16 protein-coding genes are annotated in these 19,036 nt (G+C 73.3%); 7 read left to right on the plus strand and 9 right to left on the minus strand.

The features are described from left to right. Positions 1 to 26 precede the first annotated feature (26 nt). On the plus strand, positions 27 to 986 hold the full coding sequence (locus OG299_RS28210) for a hypothetical protein (RefSeq protein ID WP_266630047.1): 960 nt from the start codon (positions 27 to 29) through the stop codon (positions 984 to 986). 87 nt (positions 987 to 1,073) lie between these two features. On the opposite strand, the gene OG299_RS28215 is transcribed toward OG299_RS28210, so the two are convergent. The 5 genes from OG299_RS28215 to OG299_RS28235 form a co-directional block, all read right to left on the minus strand. Continuing rightward, on the minus strand, positions 1,074 to 2,486 hold the full coding sequence (locus OG299_RS28215) for a phytoene desaturase family protein (protein ID WP_327362997.1): 1,413 nt from the start codon (positions 2,484 to 2,486) through the stop codon (positions 1,074 to 1,076). Positions 2,487 to 2,519: 33 nt separating this feature from the next. Then, a complete protein-coding gene (locus OG299_RS28220) occupies positions 2,520 to 3,155 on the minus strand; it encodes a DUF4126 domain-containing protein (protein ID WP_327362998.1) in 636 nt (211 codons plus the stop codon). 136 nt (positions 3,156 to 3,291) lie between these two features. Further along, the gene (locus OG299_RS28225) at positions 3,292 to 3,693 is read right to left on the minus strand and encodes an SCO2097 family morphological protein (protein ID WP_030156028.1); all 402 of its coding nucleotides are present in this window, start codon (positions 3,691 to 3,693) and stop codon (positions 3,292 to 3,294) included. Positions 3,694 to 4,001: 308 nt separating this feature from the next. After that, a complete protein-coding gene (locus tag OG299_RS28230; RefSeq protein ID WP_266630055.1) occupies positions 4,002 to 4,760 on the minus strand; it encodes a class I SAM-dependent methyltransferase in 759 nt (252 codons plus the stop codon). Positions 4,761 to 4,847: 87 nt separating this feature from the next. Beyond that, a complete protein-coding gene (locus OG299_RS28235) occupies positions 4,848 to 5,330 on the minus strand; it encodes an SAV_6107 family HEPN domain-containing protein (protein ID WP_266630057.1) in 483 nt (160 codons plus the stop codon). A 193-nt stretch (positions 5,331 to 5,523) separates the two neighbouring features. Between OG299_RS28235 and OG299_RS28240 the strand changes: the two genes are divergently transcribed. Genes OG299_RS28240 through OG299_RS28250 form a run of 3 tightly spaced genes read left to right on the plus strand, consistent with a single transcriptional unit; the run spans position 5,524 to position 9,021 of the window. Then, positions 5,524 to 6,306, plus strand: coding sequence for an ATP-binding cassette domain-containing protein (locus OG299_RS28240; RefSeq protein ID WP_327362999.1), 783 nt, complete (start codon positions 5,524 to 5,526; stop codon positions 6,304 to 6,306). Beyond that, entirely contained in the window at positions 6,278 to 8,365 is a 2,088-nt protein-coding gene (locus OG299_RS28245; RefSeq protein WP_327363000.1) for a YhgE/Pip family protein, read from the plus strand. The genes OG299_RS28240 and OG299_RS28245 overlap by 29 nt, the downstream gene beginning before the upstream one ends. A 29-nt stretch (positions 8,366 to 8,394) precedes the next feature. Further along, positions 8,395 to 9,021 (plus strand): TetR/AcrR family transcriptional regulator, encoded by a 627-nt coding sequence (locus OG299_RS28250; RefSeq protein WP_266630063.1) that lies wholly within the window; start codon positions 8,395 to 8,397, stop codon positions 9,019 to 9,021. Between the two features lie 384 nt (positions 9,022 to 9,405). Here the strand turns inward: OG299_RS28250 and OG299_RS28255 are convergent, their stop codons facing one another. From OG299_RS28255 to OG299_RS28270, 4 genes are all read right to left on the minus strand, one after another. After that, complete coding sequence (locus tag OG299_RS28255; RefSeq protein WP_327363001.1) at positions 9,406 to 11,841, minus strand: transglutaminase TgpA family protein; 2,436 nt, start codon at positions 11,839 to 11,841, stop codon at positions 9,406 to 9,408. Further along, complete coding sequence (locus tag OG299_RS28260) at positions 11,838 to 13,202, minus strand: DUF58 domain-containing protein (protein WP_327363002.1); 1,365 nt, start codon at positions 13,200 to 13,202, stop codon at positions 11,838 to 11,840. The genes OG299_RS28255 and OG299_RS28260 overlap by 4 nt, the downstream gene beginning before the upstream one ends. Further along, the gene (locus OG299_RS28265) at positions 13,202 to 14,212 is read right to left on the minus strand and encodes an AAA family ATPase (RefSeq protein WP_266630069.1); all 1,011 of its coding nucleotides are present in this window, start codon (positions 14,210 to 14,212) and stop codon (positions 13,202 to 13,204) included. The genes OG299_RS28260 and OG299_RS28265 overlap by 1 nt, the downstream gene beginning before the upstream one ends. 135 nt (positions 14,213 to 14,347) lie before the next feature. Further along, entirely contained in the window at positions 14,348 to 14,935 is a 588-nt protein-coding gene (locus OG299_RS28270; RefSeq protein ID WP_406511966.1) for a beta-class carbonic anhydrase, read from the minus strand. Positions 14,936 to 15,240: 305 nt separating this feature from the next. On the opposite strand from OG299_RS28270, the gene rsmH reads away from it, so the two are divergent. The 3 genes from rsmH (at position 15,241) to OG299_RS28285 (ending at position 19,007) form a co-directional block, all read left to right on the plus strand. Then, the gene (gene rsmH, locus OG299_RS28275; protein ID WP_389871141.1) at positions 15,241 to 16,170 is read left to right on the plus strand and encodes a 16S rRNA (cytosine(1402)-N(4))-methyltransferase RsmH; all 930 of its coding nucleotides are present in this window, start codon (positions 15,241 to 15,243) and stop codon (positions 16,168 to 16,170) included. Next, positions 16,167 to 16,793 (plus strand): cell division protein FtsL, encoded by a 627-nt coding sequence (locus tag OG299_RS28280; protein ID WP_327363003.1) that lies wholly within the window; start codon positions 16,167 to 16,169, stop codon positions 16,791 to 16,793. Before rsmH ends, OG299_RS28280 begins: the two co-directional genes overlap by 4 nt. A gap of 231 nt (positions 16,794 to 17,024) precedes the next feature. After that, positions 17,025 to 19,007, plus strand: coding sequence for a peptidoglycan D,D-transpeptidase FtsI family protein (locus tag OG299_RS28285; RefSeq protein WP_327363004.1), 1,983 nt, complete (start codon positions 17,025 to 17,027; stop codon positions 19,005 to 19,007). Positions 19,008 to 19,036 lie beyond the last annotated feature (29 nt).

Genomic DNA, 19,036 nt, shown 5'->3' on the forward strand with positions numbered 1-19,036 from the left:
GGCGGCCGTACCGAGAGGTGCCACGCATGGGAATGACGGTCCTCTACATCGCGTTCGGTTTCGTCGCGCTGTGGCTGCTTGCCGAGGTCCTGATGCAGTACAAGGCCCGGCTGCGCTGGCGCCTGCTCGCGTTCGCCGGGTTCCTCGGGGTGGTCGCCGGAGTAGTGCTGCCTTCGGTGCCCGTCATCGGTGTCGGCGCGGCCGCGTTCGCCCTGGGCCAGACCCTGGTGACGCTCTCCTTCCGCAAGGGCTTCGAGGCCGGCTGGGCGCTGCGCCGGGGCGGTGAGCCCGTACGGCAGAACCGGCGCCGCCGGGCGGGCGGTCCGCGCCCCGAGCCCGCGCTGCAGGTGACCGGGCTGGAATACGGCTCCGACGGGACGGCCCTGGACGCCGACGGCGCCGATACGGCCGACGCGTCCGGCAACGAGCAGCCGGAGCCGCAGTTCCATGCCGCGACCGAGGAGTTCTACAGCCCGGAGCCGCTGCCCGAGGACACCGGGTCGTACGGGATACAGAGCTTCGCGCCCACCGCCGACGCGGGGCAGACGGCGGCCTTCGCCTCGCCGTTCTCCACCGCCGAACAGGACGCCCACCAGTACGCGTCCTACTACGACGGGCAGGCCTACGCGCCGCAGACCCAGGGCGGCTACGACTACACCGCGGGCTATCCGGCCGGCGGCGAACAGCAGGTCTACGCCGCCTACTCGGACCCGTACATCGGCACCGGCGGGGCCGTCATCCCGCAACAGCCCTACGACTACACCCCGTACGCCGGCTACTCCGCCGATCCGTACGCGAGCGCGGGCGGGCAGCAGCAGTACTCCATGGACACCCCGCCGGGCGGGGTGTGGGTGCCGCAGCAGCGGTCCACCGACGGGGCCGCCCCTCCCTACCCGGGGGACGAGCAGCAGCAGCCGTACCCGCAGCAACAGCCGCAGGAGTACCCGTACCAGGGCTCCGGCGAGTACGAGCAGTACCGCTACTGAGGCCGTGAGGCCGTGAGGCCGTGCAGGCCGTGCAGGCCGTGAAGCAGGGCGTGCGCCCCCGGGGTCCGTTCCCCGGGGGCGTCCGCGTCACTGGGAGCCGCGGAACTCCGCGCCCTCCACGATGAGTCCGGCCACCAGGGCCCCGGTCATCCCGGCGTGCGCGAGCCCGCCGCCGGGGTGCGCCCAGCCGCCCGCGAGGAACAGCCCCGGCAGGGCCGTGGTGTTGGCCGGGTAGAGCATCCGCCCGCCCGCTCCGGCGAGGGCGGGCGGCGGCACCGCGCCGCCCGGCGCGCCGGTGGCCGCCTCGATGTCCGCGGGCGTACGCGTCTGCGCCCACAGCAGCCGCTCGCGCAGCCCGGGCACGGCCCGGGCTGCCAGGTCCAGCAGCTCCTCCACGCGCGGCGCCGGGGCGCCCTCAGGGCCGCAGGCGGCGCTCACGGTGACGGCCTCGTGGTCCGCGTCCGGCCGGACGGCCGGATCGTCGGGGCGCAGCACCGTCAGCTGGGCGGCGGGGGAGTGGACCAGGGTGCGGTGGACGGCGTCCGCGGGGCGCGCTCCGCGCAGCGCGAGCAGCACGGTCAGCCGACTCGCCATGCCCGGCCCGCGGGCCGGGGCGCCGCCGGCCGGCAGCGGGGTCCCCAGCTGCCGCGGGTCGACCCCGCAGACCACGAGGTCGGCAGCCGCCTCGGAGCCGTCGGCCAGCAGCAGCCCGGCCGCCCGTCCGTCCCGCTCCAGGACCTCCCGTACCGGCGCATCGAAGACGAACGCGACCTTCCGCTCCCGGCAGCGCTCGTACACGGCGTTGGCCAGCTCCCGCATCCCGCCGCGCACGTACCAGCTGCCGAAGGTCTGCTCCATGTACGGGAGCACGGCCGCCGCGGCGGGTGCGGTGGCGGGGTCGATCCCGTACGCCCGCACCCGGGCCGCCAGCAGCTCGCCGAGCTCCCCGCCCAGCTCGCGGTCGGCCACCTCGGCGAGGGTCGGCGGGCGGCGGCGCAGCAGGCCGCTCTTGCGGAGCGCGGGGTACGGATCGCCGCCCAGCACCTGCCAGTCGGGGCGCAGCGGCTCTTCCAGCAAGGGGCGGCGGGTGGCGTTCCAGGCGTCCCGGGCCCGGCCCAGCACCCCGTTCCAGCGGTCCCCGGCGCCCGCGCCGAAGGCCTGGTCGAGGACGGCGGCGGCGCCGCCGCGCGAGCCGCCGGGGAGGGTGACGGCCGTCCCGTCGGCCAGGACATGCCGGACGGCCGGGTCGACCTGGACGAGTTCGACGCAGTCCTCCAGGGGCCGTTTGCCGGTCTTGACGAACAGGTCGCGGTAGACGGCGGGCAGGTGCAGCAGCCCGGGCCCGGTGTCGAAGACGAATCCGTCGCGCTCGTAGCGGCCGACGGAGCCGCCGTACGCGGACCCGCGCTCGTACACCGTCACCTGGTGCCCTGCCACGGCCAGTCGGGCCGCCGTAGCCATCGCGCCCATGCCGGCGCCGATCACCGCAATTCGTGCCATGCGGATGACCCTATCGAGCGGGATCGCGGGAGGTCAGCGGGGTGGCACCGTGGCCGGCCCGGCCGCCTCGCGTTGCTCGGCGGCGAGCCGCTTGTCCTCGCGGCGCTGGGCCCGGCGGCGCAGGAAGCGGCGGATCCGGGTCCAGAGGAAGACGAGTACGGCCAGACCGGCGGCCAGCAGGACGGCCACGATGATCGCAGCGGCCTCGGGGTGGAACATCGCGAAGGTGACGATGCCTGCCACGCCCAGGTCCTCGACGGTGCTCAGCGCGATGTTGCTGAACGGCTCCGGCGAGGTGTTGACGGCCATGCGGGTGCCGGCCTTGATGAAATGGCTGGCCAGCGCGGTGGAGCCGCCGATCGCACCGGCGGCGATGTCGGAGAGCGAGCCGCTCTGGCCGGCCAGCAGGGCGCCGACCACGGCGCCGGACACCGGGCGGATCACGGTGTGCACCGTGTCCCAGACCGAGTCCACGTACGGGATCTTGTCGGCGGCGGCCTCGCAGAGGAACAGCACGCCGGCGACGATGAGCACGTCGGTGCGCTGGAGGGACGCGGGGACGTCGTCGGTCAGTCCGGTTCTGCCGAAGATGCCGAGCAGGAGGACCACGGCGTAGGCGTTGATCCCGCTGGCCCAGCCGCTGGTGAAGACCAGGGGGAGCACATTCACCGGGTCATCATGCCGCAGGATCGCGCCGCGGGAGGGGCGATCCGGGAGTCAGGCGGAGGGGCCGGACCGGCGGGGCAGAGCGGTGAGGGGACGGCCGCCGTGCGGCGGCCGTCCCCTCACTTGTGTCTGCGGAGGCCTACTGCCCCTGTTCGTCGCGGCGGCGCTGCCACCGCTCCTCGATCCGGGTCATCATCGACCGACGCTGTCGGTTGCGGCCGTGGGCCGAACCGCCTGCACTGCCGGAGACGGGCTGCTCGCCAGGCTTGGGTGCCTTGCGCCAACCGGTGACCACGAGGACCGTACAGCCGAGCATGACGAGGAATCCCACCACGCTGACCCAGAGTACGTTCGGAATGATCACACCGGTCATGAGGAGCGCGATACCCACCACAATGCCTGCGACTGCCTGGTAGACCCGTCGCCGGGTGTACGTACGCAGTCCGCTTCCCTCAAGCGCTGTCGCGAACTTGGGATCTTCGGCGTACAGCGCTCGCTCCATCTGCTCGAGCATTCGCTGCTCGTGCTCCGAGAGCGGCACGGGAGTCCTCCTCATCCGTCGGTCGCGGGGGGTAGCGACCAGGGGTCCCCTTCAGGATAGGCGGGGAATCGCCCCCGTGATACCCGCCCTCTACGCGAGGTTACAAAACACTGCCCGGAGAAGACACCGCCCGAAAAGGCGTTGCCTGAGCCAAACCCTGCGCGAAACCGTACCGCCGGGTGGGCGGTCACTGAGGCGCTTATTCCCCAACGGCTCGTCCACCATGCCGGTCACTGAGCACGATCATACGGGGCCGATCGCCGGATCGGAGGGTGTCCGGCGTACTCCGTGGGCGGAAGCTCCGCAGATCAGGCGCGCTTCTCGCCAAGAACGTGCAGTTGCGTCGCGACCGCGTGGAAGGCCGGCAGCTCGGCGGCCGCCTCCTCCAGGCGCAGCAGCGCCTCGACCGCGCCCGGCTCGGTGTCCACCAGGACGCCGGGGACGAGGTCGGCGAAGACGCGGACTCCGTGGACCGGGCCGACCTCCAGGCCGGCCCCGCCGACCAGCTCGGTGAGCTGCTCGGCGGTGAAGCGGCGCGGTACCGGGTCGCCCGCGCCCCAGCGGCCGGCCGGGTCGGTGAGCGCCGTACGGGCCTCGGTGAAGTGGCCGGCGAGGGCGCGGGCCAGCACGGCCCCGCCGAGGCCGGCGCCCAGCAGGCTGAGCGTGCCGCCGGGGCGCAGGGCGGCGACCGCGTTGGCCACGCCCTCGGCCGGGTCGTCCACGTACTCGAGCACGCCGTGGCAGAGCACCACGTCGTACGCGTCGCGCTCGACGACGTCCAGCAGGCCCTGGGCATCGCCCTGCACGCCGCGCACCAGGTCGGCGACACCGGCCTCGGCGACGCGGCGCTCCAGCCCGAACAGCGCGTTCGGGCTGGGGTCCACCACGGTCACCCGGTGGCCCAGCCGGGCCACCGGCACGGCGAACTTGCCGGTGCCGCCGCCGGTGTCGAGCACGTCCAGCACATCCCGCCCGGTCGCCTTCACCCGGCGGTCGAGCGCCTCCTTGAGGACCTCCCACACCACGGCGGTGCGGAGGGAGGCACGGGGGCGGGAAGTGTCCGACACGGCTGATGGCTCCTCGGCGCGACAAGGGGGAAGATGCGAACCCCACCCTATTGCCTGGAGCATCCCCCACCGGTCACCCCGGCCAGCTCAGCCCGCGTCCTGGGACTCCGGTCGGGGCTGGGGCAGTGTCGGGGCCACCGGCTGGAGGGCGAGCATCCGCTCCACCAGCCGCAGGAACATCGCCACGGCACGCACCAGATCGTCCGCGTCCCGGACCGACGCCGCATCCCGTATCCCCGCCTCGGCCCGCGCCCGGCGGTCGGCGCCGGAGGCGAACAGTGCGCTCCACTCCGTCAGCTCCGGTGCTATCTCCGGCAGTACCTCCCACGCGCTGCGGATCCGGGGCCTGCGCCGCGCGCCGACCGGTTCCGGCCGCCCGCGCGCGGCGAGCACGGCCGCGGCGGTGCGCAGCGCGGCGAGGTGGGCGGTGGCGTACCGCTCGTTGGGCCGGGTCAGCCGGGCGGCCTCGGCCAGGCCGGCGCGGGCCTTGGCGAGCAGATCGAGCGCGGCCGGCGGTGCCGCCGACCTGCGGGGGACGGGGTGGACAGGGGACGGGGACGGTGTGGCCATGACGAACCTCCTGTCGTTGCGTACTGCTGTGTCTGTGTTTGTGCCTGCATCCATCGTGACGCTCACCACTGACAATCGCCCTGACCTGCTGTTTTGCCCCCTCTGTCCGGTCAACTGCCCCCCTGTGCCCATGTGGTGCACCCAAAGGTGCTAGTTTTTGAACTGACCAGTCAGTTCAAAGAGGGGGGACGGCGTGGACAGCCCGCACGGTGCGGCCGTCAAGGCCGAGAACTTCGGACTCAAGGGCCCGCGCGGCTGGGCGTTCCGGGGGGTGGGCCTCGACGCGGAGCCCGGCGCGCTCATCGCGGTCGAAGGACCCTCCGGCAGCGGCCGGACCTGCCTTCTCCTCGCCCTCACCGGACGCATGAAGGCCACCGAGGGCCACGCCGAGATCGCCGGCCACCGACTGCCGAAGCACCTGACCGCGGTCCGCCGGATCGCCGCCCTCGGCCCGGTCACCGGGGTCAACGAGCTCGACCAGTCCCTCACCGTCGCCGAGCAACTGCGCGAGGGCGCACTGCTCCAGCGCCGCTACGAGGGCCCCGTGCGCGCCCTGCTCCGCCCGCGCGGCGAGCGCCGCGCCGGGACACAGGCCCGGATCGACGCCGCCCTGACCGCCGCCGGGCTGGACCTCGCCCAGCTGCCCAAGGGCCCGCGCACCTCCGTACGGGACCTGGAGCGGCTGGAGGCGGTCCGGCTGTCCGTGGCCATCGCCCTGCTGGGCTCGCCGCGGCTGCTGGCCCTCGACGACCTGGACCTCAAGCTCTCGGACGCCGAGCGCGCGGCGGCCTGGACCCTGCTCCGCTCGATCGCCGCCCGCGGGACCACCGTCCTCGCGGTGTGCAGCGACGCACCGGACGACGTGACGGTCCTGCACACGGGAGCCGCGGAGCCCGCGGCTCACACCGAAGACATCGAAGACAGCGAAGACACGAAGGGGGCCGACGATGCGCTCGCCGAAGCTGGCCGCGCTTGAGCTGAAGCGGTTCGGGCGGGGGAAGCTGCCCGTGGCCGCTCTCATCGCGCTGCTCCTGCTGCCGCTGCTGTACGGCGCGCTGTACCTGTGCTCCTTCTGGGACCCGTACAAGAACCTGGACAAGGTGCCCGTCGCCCTCGTCAACGCCGACAAGGGCGCCACCGTCGACGGCAAGCACGTCGACGCCGGCGGCGAGATCGCCAGGAAGCTCCACGACAGCAAGACCTTCGACTGGCGCGAGGTCAGCGCCGAAGAGGCGGCCAAGGGAGTGGAGAAGGGGACGTACTACCTCTCCCTCACCATGCCCGCCGACTTCAGCACGAAGATCGCCTCCAGTGCCGGTGACGACCCCGCCACCAGCGCCCTGCAGGTCCGTACGAACGACGCGAACAACTACATCGTCGGGTCGATCTCGCGCACCGTCTTCTCCGAGGTCCGCTCCGCAGCCTCAACCAACGCCTCCCGCGGCTTCCTCGACAAGATCTTCGTCTCCTTCTCCGACCTCCACGACAAGACCGCCGAGGCCGCCGACGGCGCCGACAAGCTCAAGGACGGCGCGAGCAAGGCCCAGGAGGGCGCGAAGGAGATCGCCGACGGCCTCGACACGGTCGAGGAGAAGAACGGCGAGCTGACCGGCGGACTGAAGAAGCTCAACTCGGCCTCGGGCAAGCTGGCCACCGGTTCGAAGGACATCGCCGCCGGCACCCAGCAGATCGCGGACAAGGTCAACGGCACCGCCTCCCAGGTCCGTCCCTACCTGGACAACCCCAAGCAGCTCGCCGACACGGCGCTGCTCGTCGCGGACACCGCCCGGGTCGTCAACAACCACCTCGACACCTTCGCCAAGAAGGCCCCCGCCGCGGCCAAGGTCAGCAAGCAGGCCGCGGCCCTGGCCGCCGACACGTACACCCGCACCTGCACGGGCGCCGCGGCCAAGCCGCTGCCGGCAGTCTGCGCCGACATGAAGAAGCTGAAGGACGCCACCGCCGAGGCCGCCCAGCTCACCGGTGACGTAGACACCCTGGTCAAGGACTCCGACGCCGACCTGAGCGCGTTGCGGGGGCAGCTCACCGACCTGGAGAAGCAGGCCCGCAAGCTCGCCGCGGGCGCCCCCGGCCTCGCCGGCAGGCTCGACCAGGCCGTCGCCGACGCCAACGCCCTCAACACCGGCGCCCAGAAGGTCGCCACCGGCATGGCCCAGCTCCACACCGGCCTGGGCAAGGCCACCGACGGCTCCGAGGCCATCGGTGCGGGAGTCGGCAAGATCGGCGACGGGGCACACAGCCTCGACGGCGGCATCTACAAGCTCGTCGACGGCAACGGAGCCCTGGCCGGCGGCCTGCACGAGGGCGTCGACAAGATCCCGGACTACGACCAGCAGCAGCGCGACGCCCGCACCCAGGTCATGGCCGACCCGGTGAAGCTCGCCAACCAGTCCCTGCACAAGGCGCCCAACTACGGCACCGGCTTCGCGCCGTACTTCATCCCGCTCTCCCTCTGGGTCGGCGCGATGGTCGCCTACATGCTCATCGCACCGCTGAACCGGCGCGCCCTGGCCGCCGGCGCCTCGCCCTGGCGGATCGCCTTCGCCGGCTGGCTGCCCGTGGTGGGCATAGGGGTCCTGCAGGTGCTCGCGCTGATGTCCGTACTCCACTGGGCCCTCGGCCTGGAGATGGCCCGCCCCGCGCTCGCCATCGGCTTCCTCGCGCTGGCCACCGCCTGCTTCGCGGCGATGGTCCAGTGGCTCAACGCGAAGTTCGGGGCGGCCGGGCGGATCCTGGTTCTCGTCGTGCTGATGCTGCAGCTGACCTCGGCGGGCGGTACGTACCCCGTGGAGACCAGTCCCGCCTTCTTCAACTGGATCCACCCGTACCTGCCGATGACGTACATCGTCGAGGGGCTGCGCCGCCTCATCTCCGGCGGCGACCTCACCCGGGTCTGGGTGGGCTGCGCGGTCCTGGTGGCCTTCACGGCGGGCTCCCTGCTCCTCACCTCGCTCGCCGCCCGCGGCAAGCAGGTGTGGACGATGGACCGGCTGCACCCGGAACTGAGCCTGTAGAGATCGGTTGACCTGTGAGAATCAGCCCCATGGACACCAGCAACACCGGTACCGGCGGCGGCCGCCGCCAGGCAACGCGCCAGAAGCTCTACGAGGCGGCCGTCACGCTCATCGCCGAACAGGGATTCTCCGCGACCACGGTCGACGAGATCGCCGAGCGGGCGGGGGTCGCGAAGGGCACCGTCTACTACAACTTCGCGAGCAAGAACGAACTCTTCGAGGAGCTGCTGCGCCACGGCGTCGGCCTGCTGACGGTCTCGCTGCGCACCGCGGCCGAGGAGACGGAGCAGCGGGGCGGCAGCCGGGTCGAGGCGCTCGACGCGATGATCCGGGCCGGCCTCGTCTTCATCGACCGGTACCCGGCCTTCACCCAGCTGTACGTCGCCGAACTGTGGCGGACGAACCGGGCGTGGCAGTCCACGCTGATGGTGGTCCGGCAGGAGGCGGTGGCCGTCGTGGAGACGGTCCTGCGGGAGGGCGTGGAGCGGGGGGAGCTCAGCGCGGAGATCGACGTGCCGCTGACGGCTGCCGCGATGGTGGGCATGGTGCTGGTGGCCGCGCTGGACTGGCAGTCGTTCCAGAGCGAGCGGTCGCTGGACGACGTGCATTCGGCGCTGTCGCTGCTGCTGCGGGGCCGGGTCAGCGGGAACCGCTGAGAGCCCCGCCATGACCCCCGATCGGCGGTGCCGCGGGCCCGCGGGACGGCGTAGAACTGGTGGCGCCACCGCCGCCTGAGTACGTGTACCTAGGTGTGGAAATGAGTACGCGGGCGGATGGCCCCCACCTGCGCGGACGCCAGACTGGGGACAACGGACGGGGACCCGGTCCGGACCGCCGACACGGGGCGGCCGGTGCGGGCCGGGTACCTTCGCCGTGAGCGGGGGCGCAACCCAGCGCGGCGGGGCTCGGGGGGATCGAGCCTCGCCGCGCTGTTGCGTTCGCGCTTCCTGCCGGTGCCGTACCGCGGCGCCGTTGCGGGGGCGCTGACCCCGATCGGCTTCAGCCCCGGGCGGGGAGAAGCCGCCCGCAGGGCCTCCGCCTCAGCTCCGGCCCCGGAGGGGGAGGCGGGAGAGGAGGGCCGAGGCTCGGGTCAGTGAAGGGGTGGCGCGGGCCTTCAGGGCGGTCCACCGGGCCGATGCCGCCCAGCGGAGGCGGACCGCCGAGCGCGGCAGGAGCAGCGCGCGCAGGCGCGACCCGCGGCTCACCGAGCCGAGGAGGGCCGCCCGGGCCAGCAGGACGTCCGCCGCCAGGGTCTCGTACGAGACCTCCTCGCCGGGCGGGGCGTACAGCGCACGCTCCACCGCCCCCGCAACCCGGTGCACCGCATCCGCCGCGTCCTGCTCCAGCCGGCCCAGTACCACCACGCGGCCCGCCGCCCGCCGCGGCGACAAGGCCTCGTCGGGGGCGATGCCCACGTCCCACGCGGCGTCGCCCAGCTCCTCCCAGGCCGCCAGAACCGCTCCGCCCGACAGACGGCGTGCGCGGACCCGCCTGCGCCACAGCAGGGGGAGCAGGGGGAGGGCCAGCACGACCAGCAGGGACAGGGTCCACGTCAGGACCGTGGCCGGCGACGGGCCGCCGCCACCCGAACCCGCGTTCTGCTGCGCCGCCGCAGCCCCGCACTCGCCGAGCTTCTTCAGCTCCGGCGGGCAGTCCTCGGCCTTGGACGGAGCCGCCGACGGCTGCGCCGCACCCTGCGAGGGCAGCGCCGTCGGCGCGGACGGCTGGGCCGCGGGGGTCTCGGCCCGGGAGTAGTCCGGGATCGTGATGCCCTGGCGCGGCGTCGGCTCGAACCGGGTCCAGCCCACGCCCTCGAAGTACAGCTCGGGCCACGCGTGCGCGTCCCGCATCGACACGTTCACGCTGCCGTCCGACTGCTTCTCGCCGGGCGTGAACCCCACCGCGACCCGCGCCGGGATCCCGAGCGAGCGCGACATCGCCGCCATCGAGAACGCGAAGTGGATGCAGAACCCCTCCTTGTCCGCGAGGAACCGGGCGATGGCCTGCGGCCCCGTACCCGAGGCCACCTTCGTGTCGTAGCGGAAGCCGCCGTTCACGGCGAAGTAGTCCTGCAGCTTCACCGCCCGCGTGTAGTCGTCCTTCGCACCCTTCGTGACCTGGCGGGCGGTATCGGCGACCACGGCAGGCAGATTGTCCGGAAGCTTCGTGTACTCGGCCTTGATCGCCGGATTCGCCTCCGGCGCCGCCTGCAGCTCCACCGCCGTCGGCCGCAGCAGCAGGCTGCGCACCGTGTACATGGCGCCCTGGACGTTCTGGAACTTGTCCTTGCCCAGCTGGTCGCCGACCAGGGTCCGGCCGGCCGGCTCGAACCGCCACTTGCCGGGGATGTCCACGCCCGTCGCCGGGTACGGCATCGGCAGGTAGCGCTGCGCGTACGTGTCCGCCGCCGAGATGCTCGTCCGTACCTCGGTCCCGGTCGCCCGGACCTGCTCGCTCAGCCCCGGCGGGGCCGGCATCCGCTCCGGCACGTCGGTCAGGGCGCGCCCGGAGGCCTCCCACTTGACGCCGTTGAACTCGTCCAGCGCCAGGATCCGCAGGTACTGCTCGCCGAGCTGCGGGCTGTCCGTGCGGTACTTCAGCACGACCCGGTTGTCCTGCGCGTTCAGGCTGCCCTGCAGGGAGACCAGCGGGTTGACCGCCGAGATCGTCCCGCCGACGCCCGTGCCGCCGCCCTCGGCCTCGCCCTGCGCGCCCAGCAGCCCGCCGCCGAGCGCCGGCAGCGCCGCCGGCACCGCCAGCGCGATCCCGAGCGCCACCGCGCCGATCCGCCGCCCCGTGCGTACGGGCGCCAGCGCCTGGCCCGTGCCCGCGCCGCCGCCCCCGTACCCCGAGGCCGCCGACACCCGCCCGCTCGGGGCCGCGCCGAAGACCCGGCCCCACTGCGCGAGCCGGTCGCGGCCCTCGGCCAGCAGCAGCAACAGGTAGCCGCAGCCGGCCAGCAGGAAGGAGACCGCGGAGGCCCCGGCGCCGCCGGAGAGACCCGCGGCGACCGAGTACAGCGCGAGCAGCGGCAGCCCGGCCGCGGCAGCGGTCCGCAGGGTCACCGCCAGCAGGTCCACCAGCAGCCCGATCAGCAGCACCCCGGCCAGCAGGAGCAGCCGGATGCCGTCCGTCAGCGGCGCCGGGATCGCGAACTCGCCGACGTCCTGCACGCCCCGCCGGAACAGGGCGCCGAAGTCCGTCACCAGGTAGGCCATCGGCCCGGTCCCGGTGGATTCGCCCTTGCCCGCGAACAGGAACATGAGCACCAGCAGCGACACCAGGACCTGCGAGGCCACGGTCAGCGTGCGCCCCAGCGGCAACCGCCGGGCCCCGGCCCCCACCCCGCTCTGCACGGCCAGCAGCACCGCGGCCTGCAGCAGCCAGCCCGCCGAGTCCACCAGCGAGGCCAGCGACCACGAGGTGAGCAGGCTCGCCAGCATCGCGAAGAGCGTCACGCGCGCTCGCCCGCTCATCCCCAACCTCCGGAAGTACCCGTGCCGAGCGGAGCGTTCCCGGCCTGCCGCCACAGCTCCCCGAACGCCACCCCGGGCGGTGCGGCCAGTGCCGTCCAGCCCGCGTCGCGCAGCCTGCGCACCCGCGCCTCCACGCGCGAGGGCTGCCCGGACCAGAGCGCGGAGTCCAGTACGAAGGCCACCGCGCCGCCGCAGCGCACGCGCATCTTGGCTGCCACTTCCGTCTGTACGTCGTCCAGGTCCCCGAAGAAGGCGATGAGGAGCCCGTCACCGCCGGCTCCGCCGAAGCCCCCGCCCGAGCCGCCGCCGCTGCGCACCGCGTCGTACGCGCGCGAGAGGCCGGCGCCGTCGGAGTGCCCGACGACCGCGAGGGTGTCCATCATCAGCCCGGCGGCCTCCACGGACTCCTGCCCGCCGGAGGAGAAGCCGCCGCCGTCGCCGGGCACCGAGGTCCCGGTGTCCGTCAGCAGCCGTACCGAGAACCCCTGCTCGAGCAGGTGCACCAGGGACGAGGCCGCCCCGGACACCGCCCACTCGAACGCGGAGTCCGGTCCGGCGCCCTCGAAGGCGACGCCGCGGGTGTCCAGCAGGACCGTGGCCCTGCTGCGCTGCGGCTGCTCCTCGCGGCGCACCATCAGCTCGCCGTAGCGGGCGGTGGAGCGCCAGTGCACCCGGCGCAGGTCGTCGCCGCGCCGGTAGCCGCGCGGGATCACGTCGTCGTCGCCGGCCAGGGCCAGGGAGCGGCGGCTGCCGTCGCCGTAGCCGGAGGTCTCGCCGGCCAGCCGCACCACGGGCAGCACCTCGGTGCGGGGGATGACGGTGAGGGTGTCGTACGTGCTGAACGAGCGGGTCAGCTCGACCAGCCCGAAGGGGTCGGTCAGCCGCAGCTGGAGCGGGCCCAGAGGGTAGCGGCCGCGCAGGTCGGAGCGGACCCGGTAGGACACCTCGCGGCGCCCGCCGGGCTCGACCCGGTCCAGGACGAAGCGGGGCCGGGGCCCGAGGACGTACGGCACCCGGTCCTGGAGCATGAGCAGCCCGGTGGGCAGCCGGGAGACGTTCTCCATGCGCAGCTGGACCCGCGCCTCGGAACCCGCGGGCACCCGCATCGGGGTCAGCCGGCGGCTGCCGGAGACCCGGTGGCGGGTGCGGTGCAGGGCGAGGACGCAGACCAGCGGCAGCACGGCGAGCAGCAGCCCGACCCGGAGCAGTTCGCCCTGGCCGAGTACGTACGCGCACAGGGCGGCGGCGACCCCGGCGGCCAGGAAGGACCGGCCGCGGGTGGTCAGCCCCGCCAGCGAGGCGCGCAGCCCGCCGGCGCCCCGGCCCTCGCCGCCGGCGCCGCGCGGGGCACCGGCGCTCATCAGAAGCTCCGGATGCCCGCGCCGGGCGGCATCTCGCCGCGGGCGTGCGCGGCGGGGACGGGGGTGCGCTGGAGGATGTCGTGGACGACCTGCTCGGCGGTGCGCCGGTTCAGCTGGGCCTGCGCGGTGGGCAGCAGCCGGTGCGCGAGGACGGGGGCGGCCAGCGCCTGTACGTCGTCGGGCAGCACGTACTCGCGGCCGGACAGGGCGGCCGAGGCCTTCACGGCGCGCAGCAGGTGGAGCGTGGCACGGGGCGAGGCGCCCAGGCGCAGGTCCGGGTGGCTGCGGGTGGCGGAGACCAGGTCGACGACGTAGCGGCGGACGGGCTCGGCGACGTACACCTCGCGCACGGCCTCTATCAGCTTGACGATGTCGTGGGCGTGCGCGACGGACTGGAGGTCGTCGAGCGGGGAGATCCCGCCGTGTACGTCGAGCATCTGCAGCTCGGCCTCGGGGCTCGGGTAGCCGACGGAGACGCGGGCCATGAAGCGGTCGCGCTGGGCCTCGGGGAGGGGGTAGGTGCCCTCCATCTCCACCGGGTTCTGGGTGGCGACCACCATGAACGGGCTCGGCAGCGTGTACGTCGTGCCGTCGATGGTGACCTGGCGCTCCTCCATCGACTCCAGCAGCGCGGACTGCGTCTTCGGCGAGGCGCGGTTGATCTCGTCGCCGATGACGATCTGCGCGAAGATCGCGCCCGGCTTGAACTCGAACTCGCGGCGCTGCTGGTCGTAGATGCTGACACCGGTGATGTCGGAGGGCAGCAGGTCCGGCGTGAACTGGATGCGCTGCACCGAGCAGTCGATGGACTTCGCGAGCGTCTTGGCGAGCATGGTCTTGCCCACGCCCGGGACGTCCTCGATCAGCAGGTGCCCCTCGGCGAGCAGCACGGTCAGCGCGATGCGTACGACCTCGGGCTTGCCCTCGATCACGCTCTCGACCGAGCGGCGCACCCGCTCCGCGGTGCTCGTCAGATCCGCGAGGCTCGCTCGGTCGTCATACGTCGTCACCTGGTTCTCCTCGGCCCTTTCTGCAGGGCCGACGCCCTCGGCGCACTTCGGCCCACCCCGACAAGGACGCCGGCCCGGACGGTTTTCCGGGTGGCGTCTTCCCGCATTCTTGACGGCGTTGTGGCCTTGTGTCACTCACGAGGCGGGATCGATCTCCCTCAGGAGTCCGGTGTGCACGTCGAAGACGAAGCCTCGCACATCGTCGCGGTGCGGCAGGAAGGGGTTCGTCCGGACCCGCTGCATGGACTGGCGGACGTCCTGGTCCACGTCCCGGAAGGCCTCGACGGCCCAGGCGGGGCGCTGGCCGACCTCGTCCTCGAGTTCGTGCCGGAAGTCCTCGGTCAGGCTTTCGAGACCGCAGCCGGTGTGGTGGATGAGTATCACCGTGCGGGTGCCGAGGGCGCGCTGGCTGATGGTGAGTGAGCGGATGGTGTCGTCGGTGACCACGCCGCCCGCGTTGCGGATGGTGTGGCAGTCGCCGAGCTCGAGGCCGAGGGCCTTGTGCAGGTCGAGGCGGGCGTCCATGCAGGCCACGACGGCCACGTGCAGCACGGGGCGGGCGTCCATGCCGGGGTCCGCGAATTCCGCGGCGTACTGCCGGTTCGCCGCAACCAGCCGGTCCGTGACGGAGTCGCCGCTGGATGCCTGGGGGGTGGACTCTGCGGGCAGGGATGCGGAAGTCGTCATGCATACGACGTTAGTGGTCACCGCGGGTAAAGGCATGGAGTGAGGGTGGACAAAGAAGGTCAACCGGCGTTGTTGTGAGCTAACCCACAGGGGTGAGGCGAGGGAGGCCATTCAGGTGATTCGCGGCTTTTGGGGGTTCCGTGCGAGAGGGGCGCACGGCGCGCGGGGCGGTTCGTTGACCGCGGCGACCGTTGCACTAAAGTGACGCGAACCGGCCGGAGCCCGGCCCTGACCGGCCGCCCGGCCCCCTGGTAACACTCCGCGTGCGCGGCGCGGCGTATGCCTGCCGCGCCGTTATCTGAGAGGGCGCTTTGACTAGCGAGTCCCGACATGTCCCGGTGATGCTCCAGCGGTGCCTGGACCTGTTGGCCCCGGCGCTGGAGAGGCCCGGGGCCGTCGTCGTCGACTGCACCCTCGGCCTCGGCGGCCACAGCGAGGCCCTGCTGACCCGGTTCCCCGAGGCGCACCTGATCGGCCTCGACCGCGACAAGGAGGCCCTGCGGCTCTCCGGCGAGCGGCTCGCGCCCTTCGGCGACCGGGCCACGCTCGTCCACGCGATCTACGCCGACATCGCGGAGGTGCTCGACGGCCTGGGCATCCCGGCCGTCCAGGGCATCCTCTTCGACCTGGGCGTCTCCTCCATGCAGCTGGACGAGGCCGACCGCGGGTTCGCGTACGCGCAGGACGCGCCGCTGGACATGCGGATGGACCAGACGACGGGCATCAGCGCGGCGGAGGTCCTCAACACGTACGCGCCCGGCGAGCTGGTGCGGATCCTGCGCCAGTACGGCGAGGAGAAGCAGGCCAAGCGGATCGTGTCGGCGGTCGTGCGCGAGCGGGACAAGGAGCCCTTCAGCAACAGCGCGCGGCTGGTCGAGCTGATCCGGGACGCGCTGCCGCAGGCGGCGAAGCGGACGGGCGGCAACCCGGCGAAGCGGACCTTCCAGGCGCTGCGCATCGAGGTCAACGGCGAGCTGTCGGGTCTGGAGCGGGCGATCCCGGCCGCGGTGGACCGGATCGCGGTGGGCGGCCGGATCGCGGTGCTGTCGTACCACTCGCTGGAGGACCGGCTCGTCAAGCAGGTCTTCGCGGCGGGCGCGGCCTCGACGGCCCCGGCCGGGCTGCCGGTGGTCCCGGAGAAGTACCAGCCCAAGCTGAAGCTGCTCACCCGTGGCGCGGAGCTGCCCACGGAGGAGGAGATCGCCGAGAACCGGCGGGCCGCTCCGGCCCGCTTCCGCGGAGTCGAGCGCATCCGGGAGGCGCGGCTGTGAGCAAAGCCGGGGGACTGGGGCGGCTGCGCGGCGGCCCTCCGGGGCAGGCGGCGCGCACGCCGTTCGTGCTGCTGGTGGTGGCGCTGCTCGCGGGCGGGCTGATCAGCCTGCTGCTCCTGAACTCGGCGCTCAACCAGGGCTCCTTCCAGCTGAGCAGGCTGAAGAAGGAGACGACCGCGCTCACCGACGAGGAACAGGCGCTGCAGCGGGACGTGGACGGGTACTCGGCGCCTGACGCGTTGCAGCGGCGGGCGCACGAACTGGGCCTGGTCCCGGGCGGCAGCCCGGTCTTCATCGGCCCGGACGGCAAGGTCGCGGGGACGGCAGCGGTGGCGGAGCCCCCGCCCCCGACCCAGTCCGCAGCCCCGGGCCCGTCCCAGCCCGCCGCCCCCGGCACCGCCCCGGGAGGCACCGCGGGCTCCGCCCCGGGCGGCGCTCCGCCCGGCGGCGCAGGCGCTGCCCAGGCCGGCACGCAGGGCTCTGCCTCAGGCGGCCCCCAGGCTCCCGCCCAGACGGGCGGCCCGGCCGGCACCCCGGGTTCCGCCCCGGTGGGCGGCGCACCGCAGACCGGCCAGTCCGTGCCGGGCGGAGCCCCTCAGTCCAACCCGACCCCCGGAAGGTGACGTCGTGACGCCTCCCCCTGCGGGACGCTGCACCGGATTGCCCGCCCCCGCCCCCGCCCGGCCCGACGGGCTGCCGCTGCGCGGAGCCGTCCCCCGCCCGCCCTTCCCCCTGACTCCGTCCGGCAGGGACCCCCGCCCGGGCTCGGCCCGGACCCCCCGGAGCTGTTCGGGCCCGGTGGCGGTACAGCCCCTCGGGGTGGTGGCGTGAGGGGGCAGGAAGGGCGGCGACGGGTGCCCGGGCCCGGACGGGCGCGGCCCGGAGGCGGTGAGCGGGCGCGGGCCAATTCGCGGCCCGCGACCCGGCGGCCCGCCCCCGCGCGGCAGGCGCACGCCATCCGCCTCGGCAGCCCCAAGCCCCGCCTTCGCCTCGTCAGCGTCGGGCTGACCCTCGTCATGCTCGCCTTCGTCGTGCGGCTGCTCCAGGTGCAGGCCGTCGACGCCTCCGCGTACTCCGCCAAGGCCTCCGAGAACCGCTTCGCGAGCTACACCCTGGCCGCCGAGCGCGGCGAGATCACCGACCGCAAGGGCGTCGCGCTCGCGACCAGCGTCGACGCGTACGACATCACCGCCGACCCGAAGATGTTCACCCCGCAGGACAGCAAGGCCCCGGACGCCCCCGAGCAGGCCGCCGCCCTCCTCGCGCCGATCCTCGGCAAGGACGCCAAGGAGATCGCCGCCCGCCTGAAGACCAAGAACACCCGCTACGTCGTCCTCGCCCGCCGCCAGACCCCCCAGGTCTGGAACCAGATCAAGGACCTCAAGCGGGTCTTCGCCGACAAGGCCGCCGCCGACAAGAAGAACAACGGCCCCGGCGCGAACGTCCTCGCCGGCGTGTTCAACGAGGACAGCAGCAAGCGCGTGTACCCGGGCGGGGACCTGGCCGCCGGGATACTGGGCTACGTCAATGCCGAGGGCAAGGGCGCCGGCGGCCTCGAGTCCTCCCTCGACAAGAAGCTGTCCGGCAAGGACGGCGCCATCACGTACGCCCAGTCCGGCGGCCGCCGCGTGCCCACGGCCGGATCCAGCGAGAAGCCCGCCGTGCCCGGCGAGGACATCGAGCTGACCATCGACCGCGACATCCAGTGGGCGGCGCAGAGCGCCATCACCGAGCAGGTCGCCAAGTCCGAGGCCGACCGCGGCTACGTCATCGTCCAGGACACCCGCACCGGAGAGGTGCTGGCCATGGCCAACGCCCCCGGCTTCGACCCCAACGACCTGTCGAAGGCCAGCTCCGCCGCCATGGGCAACGCAGCCCTCCAGGACGTCTACGAGCCCGGCTCCACCGCCAAGGTGATGTCGATGGCCGCCGTACTGGAGGAGAAGAAGGCCACGCCCGAGACCCACGTCGAGGTGCCCAACCGGCTGCACCGCGGCGACCGGCTGTTCAAGGACGACATCGACCACCCGACCTGGTACCTGACCCTCAACGGGGTCCTCGCCAAGTCCTCCAACATCGGCACCATCCTGGCCACCGGCCAGCTCGGCGCCACCCAGCCCGAGTCCAACCGGGTCCTCTACTCCTACCTGAACAAGTTCGGCATCGGGCAGCCCACCGGCCTGAACTACCCGGGCGAGTCCCGCGGCATCCTCGCCCGGCCCGAGGCCTGGTCCACCTCCCAGCAGTACACGATCCCTTTCGGCCAGGGCCTCTCCCTCAACGCCATGCAGGCGGCCTCCGTGTACTCGACGATCGCCAACGGCGGAGTCCGGATCGCGCCCACCCTGGTCCGCGGCACCAAGGGCCCCGACGGCCGCTTCACCCCGGCGCCGGCTCCCGAGCAGACCCGCGTGATCAGCCCGGAGACCGCCAAGGCGCTGTCCGAGATGCTCGAGTCGGTCGTCGACGACCAGGAGGGAACCGGCACCAAGGCCCGCATCCCCGGCTACCGGGTCGGCGGCAAGACCGGTACCTCCAACCGGGTGGATCCGGCCACCGGCCGCTACAAGGGCTACACCGCCTCCTTCGCCGGCTTCGCGCCGGCCGACAGCCCGCGGATCACCGTCTACTGCGCCATCCAGAACCCCACCAAGGGCAGCTACTTCGGCGGTCAGATCTGCGGCCCGATCTACAAGAAGGTCATGGAGTTCGCCCTCAAGACCCTCCAGGTCGCCCCGACCGGAGGCGCCCCCGCCGGGCTCCCGGTCACCTTCGACGCCGGTCCCCAGCCCGCCGCACAGCCCGCCCCCCAGCCCACCCCGCAGCCCGGCCAGTGACCCGGGCCGCCCCGCCGGCCCGCCAGAAA

The organism is Streptomyces sp. NBC_01296, assembly GCF_035984415.1.
Lineage (GTDB): Bacteria > Actinomycetota > Actinomycetes > Streptomycetales > Streptomycetaceae > Streptomyces.

What these genes read in the sequence shown, in the direction of transcription:
- OG299_RS28270 (WP_406511966.1), bottom strand. Translation starts at nt 14,935, where the DNA reads ATGCCTTTACCCGCGGTGACCACTAACGTCGTATGCATGACGACTTCC.
- OG299_RS28260 (WP_327363002.1), bottom strand. Translation starts at nt 13,202, where the DNA reads ATGAGCGCCGGTGCCCCGCGCGGCGCCGGCGGCGAGGGCCGGGGCGCC.
- OG299_RS28250 (WP_266630063.1), top strand. Translation starts at nt 8,395, where the DNA reads ATGGACACCAGCAACACCGGTACCGGCGGCGGCCGCCGCCAGGCAACG.
- OG299_RS28210 (WP_266630047.1), top strand. Translation starts at nt 27, where the DNA reads ATGGGAATGACGGTCCTCTACATCGCGTTCGGTTTCGTCGCGCTGTGG.
- OG299_RS28235 (WP_266630057.1), bottom strand. Translation starts at nt 5,330, where the DNA reads ATGGCCACACCGTCCCCGTCCCCTGTCCACCCCGTCCCCCGCAGGTCG.
- OG299_RS28215 (WP_327362997.1), bottom strand. Translation starts at nt 2,486, where the DNA reads ATGGCACGAATTGCGGTGATCGGCGCCGGCATGGGCGCGATGGCTACG.
- OG299_RS28245 (WP_327363000.1), top strand. Translation starts at nt 6,278, where the DNA reads ATGCGCTCGCCGAAGCTGGCCGCGCTTGAGCTGAAGCGGTTCGGGCGG.
- OG299_RS28255 (WP_327363001.1), bottom strand. Translation starts at nt 11,841, where the DNA reads ATGAGCGGGCGAGCGCGCGTGACGCTCTTCGCGATGCTGGCGAGCCTG.
- rsmH (WP_389871141.1), top strand. Translation starts at nt 15,241, where the DNA reads ATGCTCCAGCGGTGCCTGGACCTGTTGGCCCCGGCGCTGGAGAGGCCC.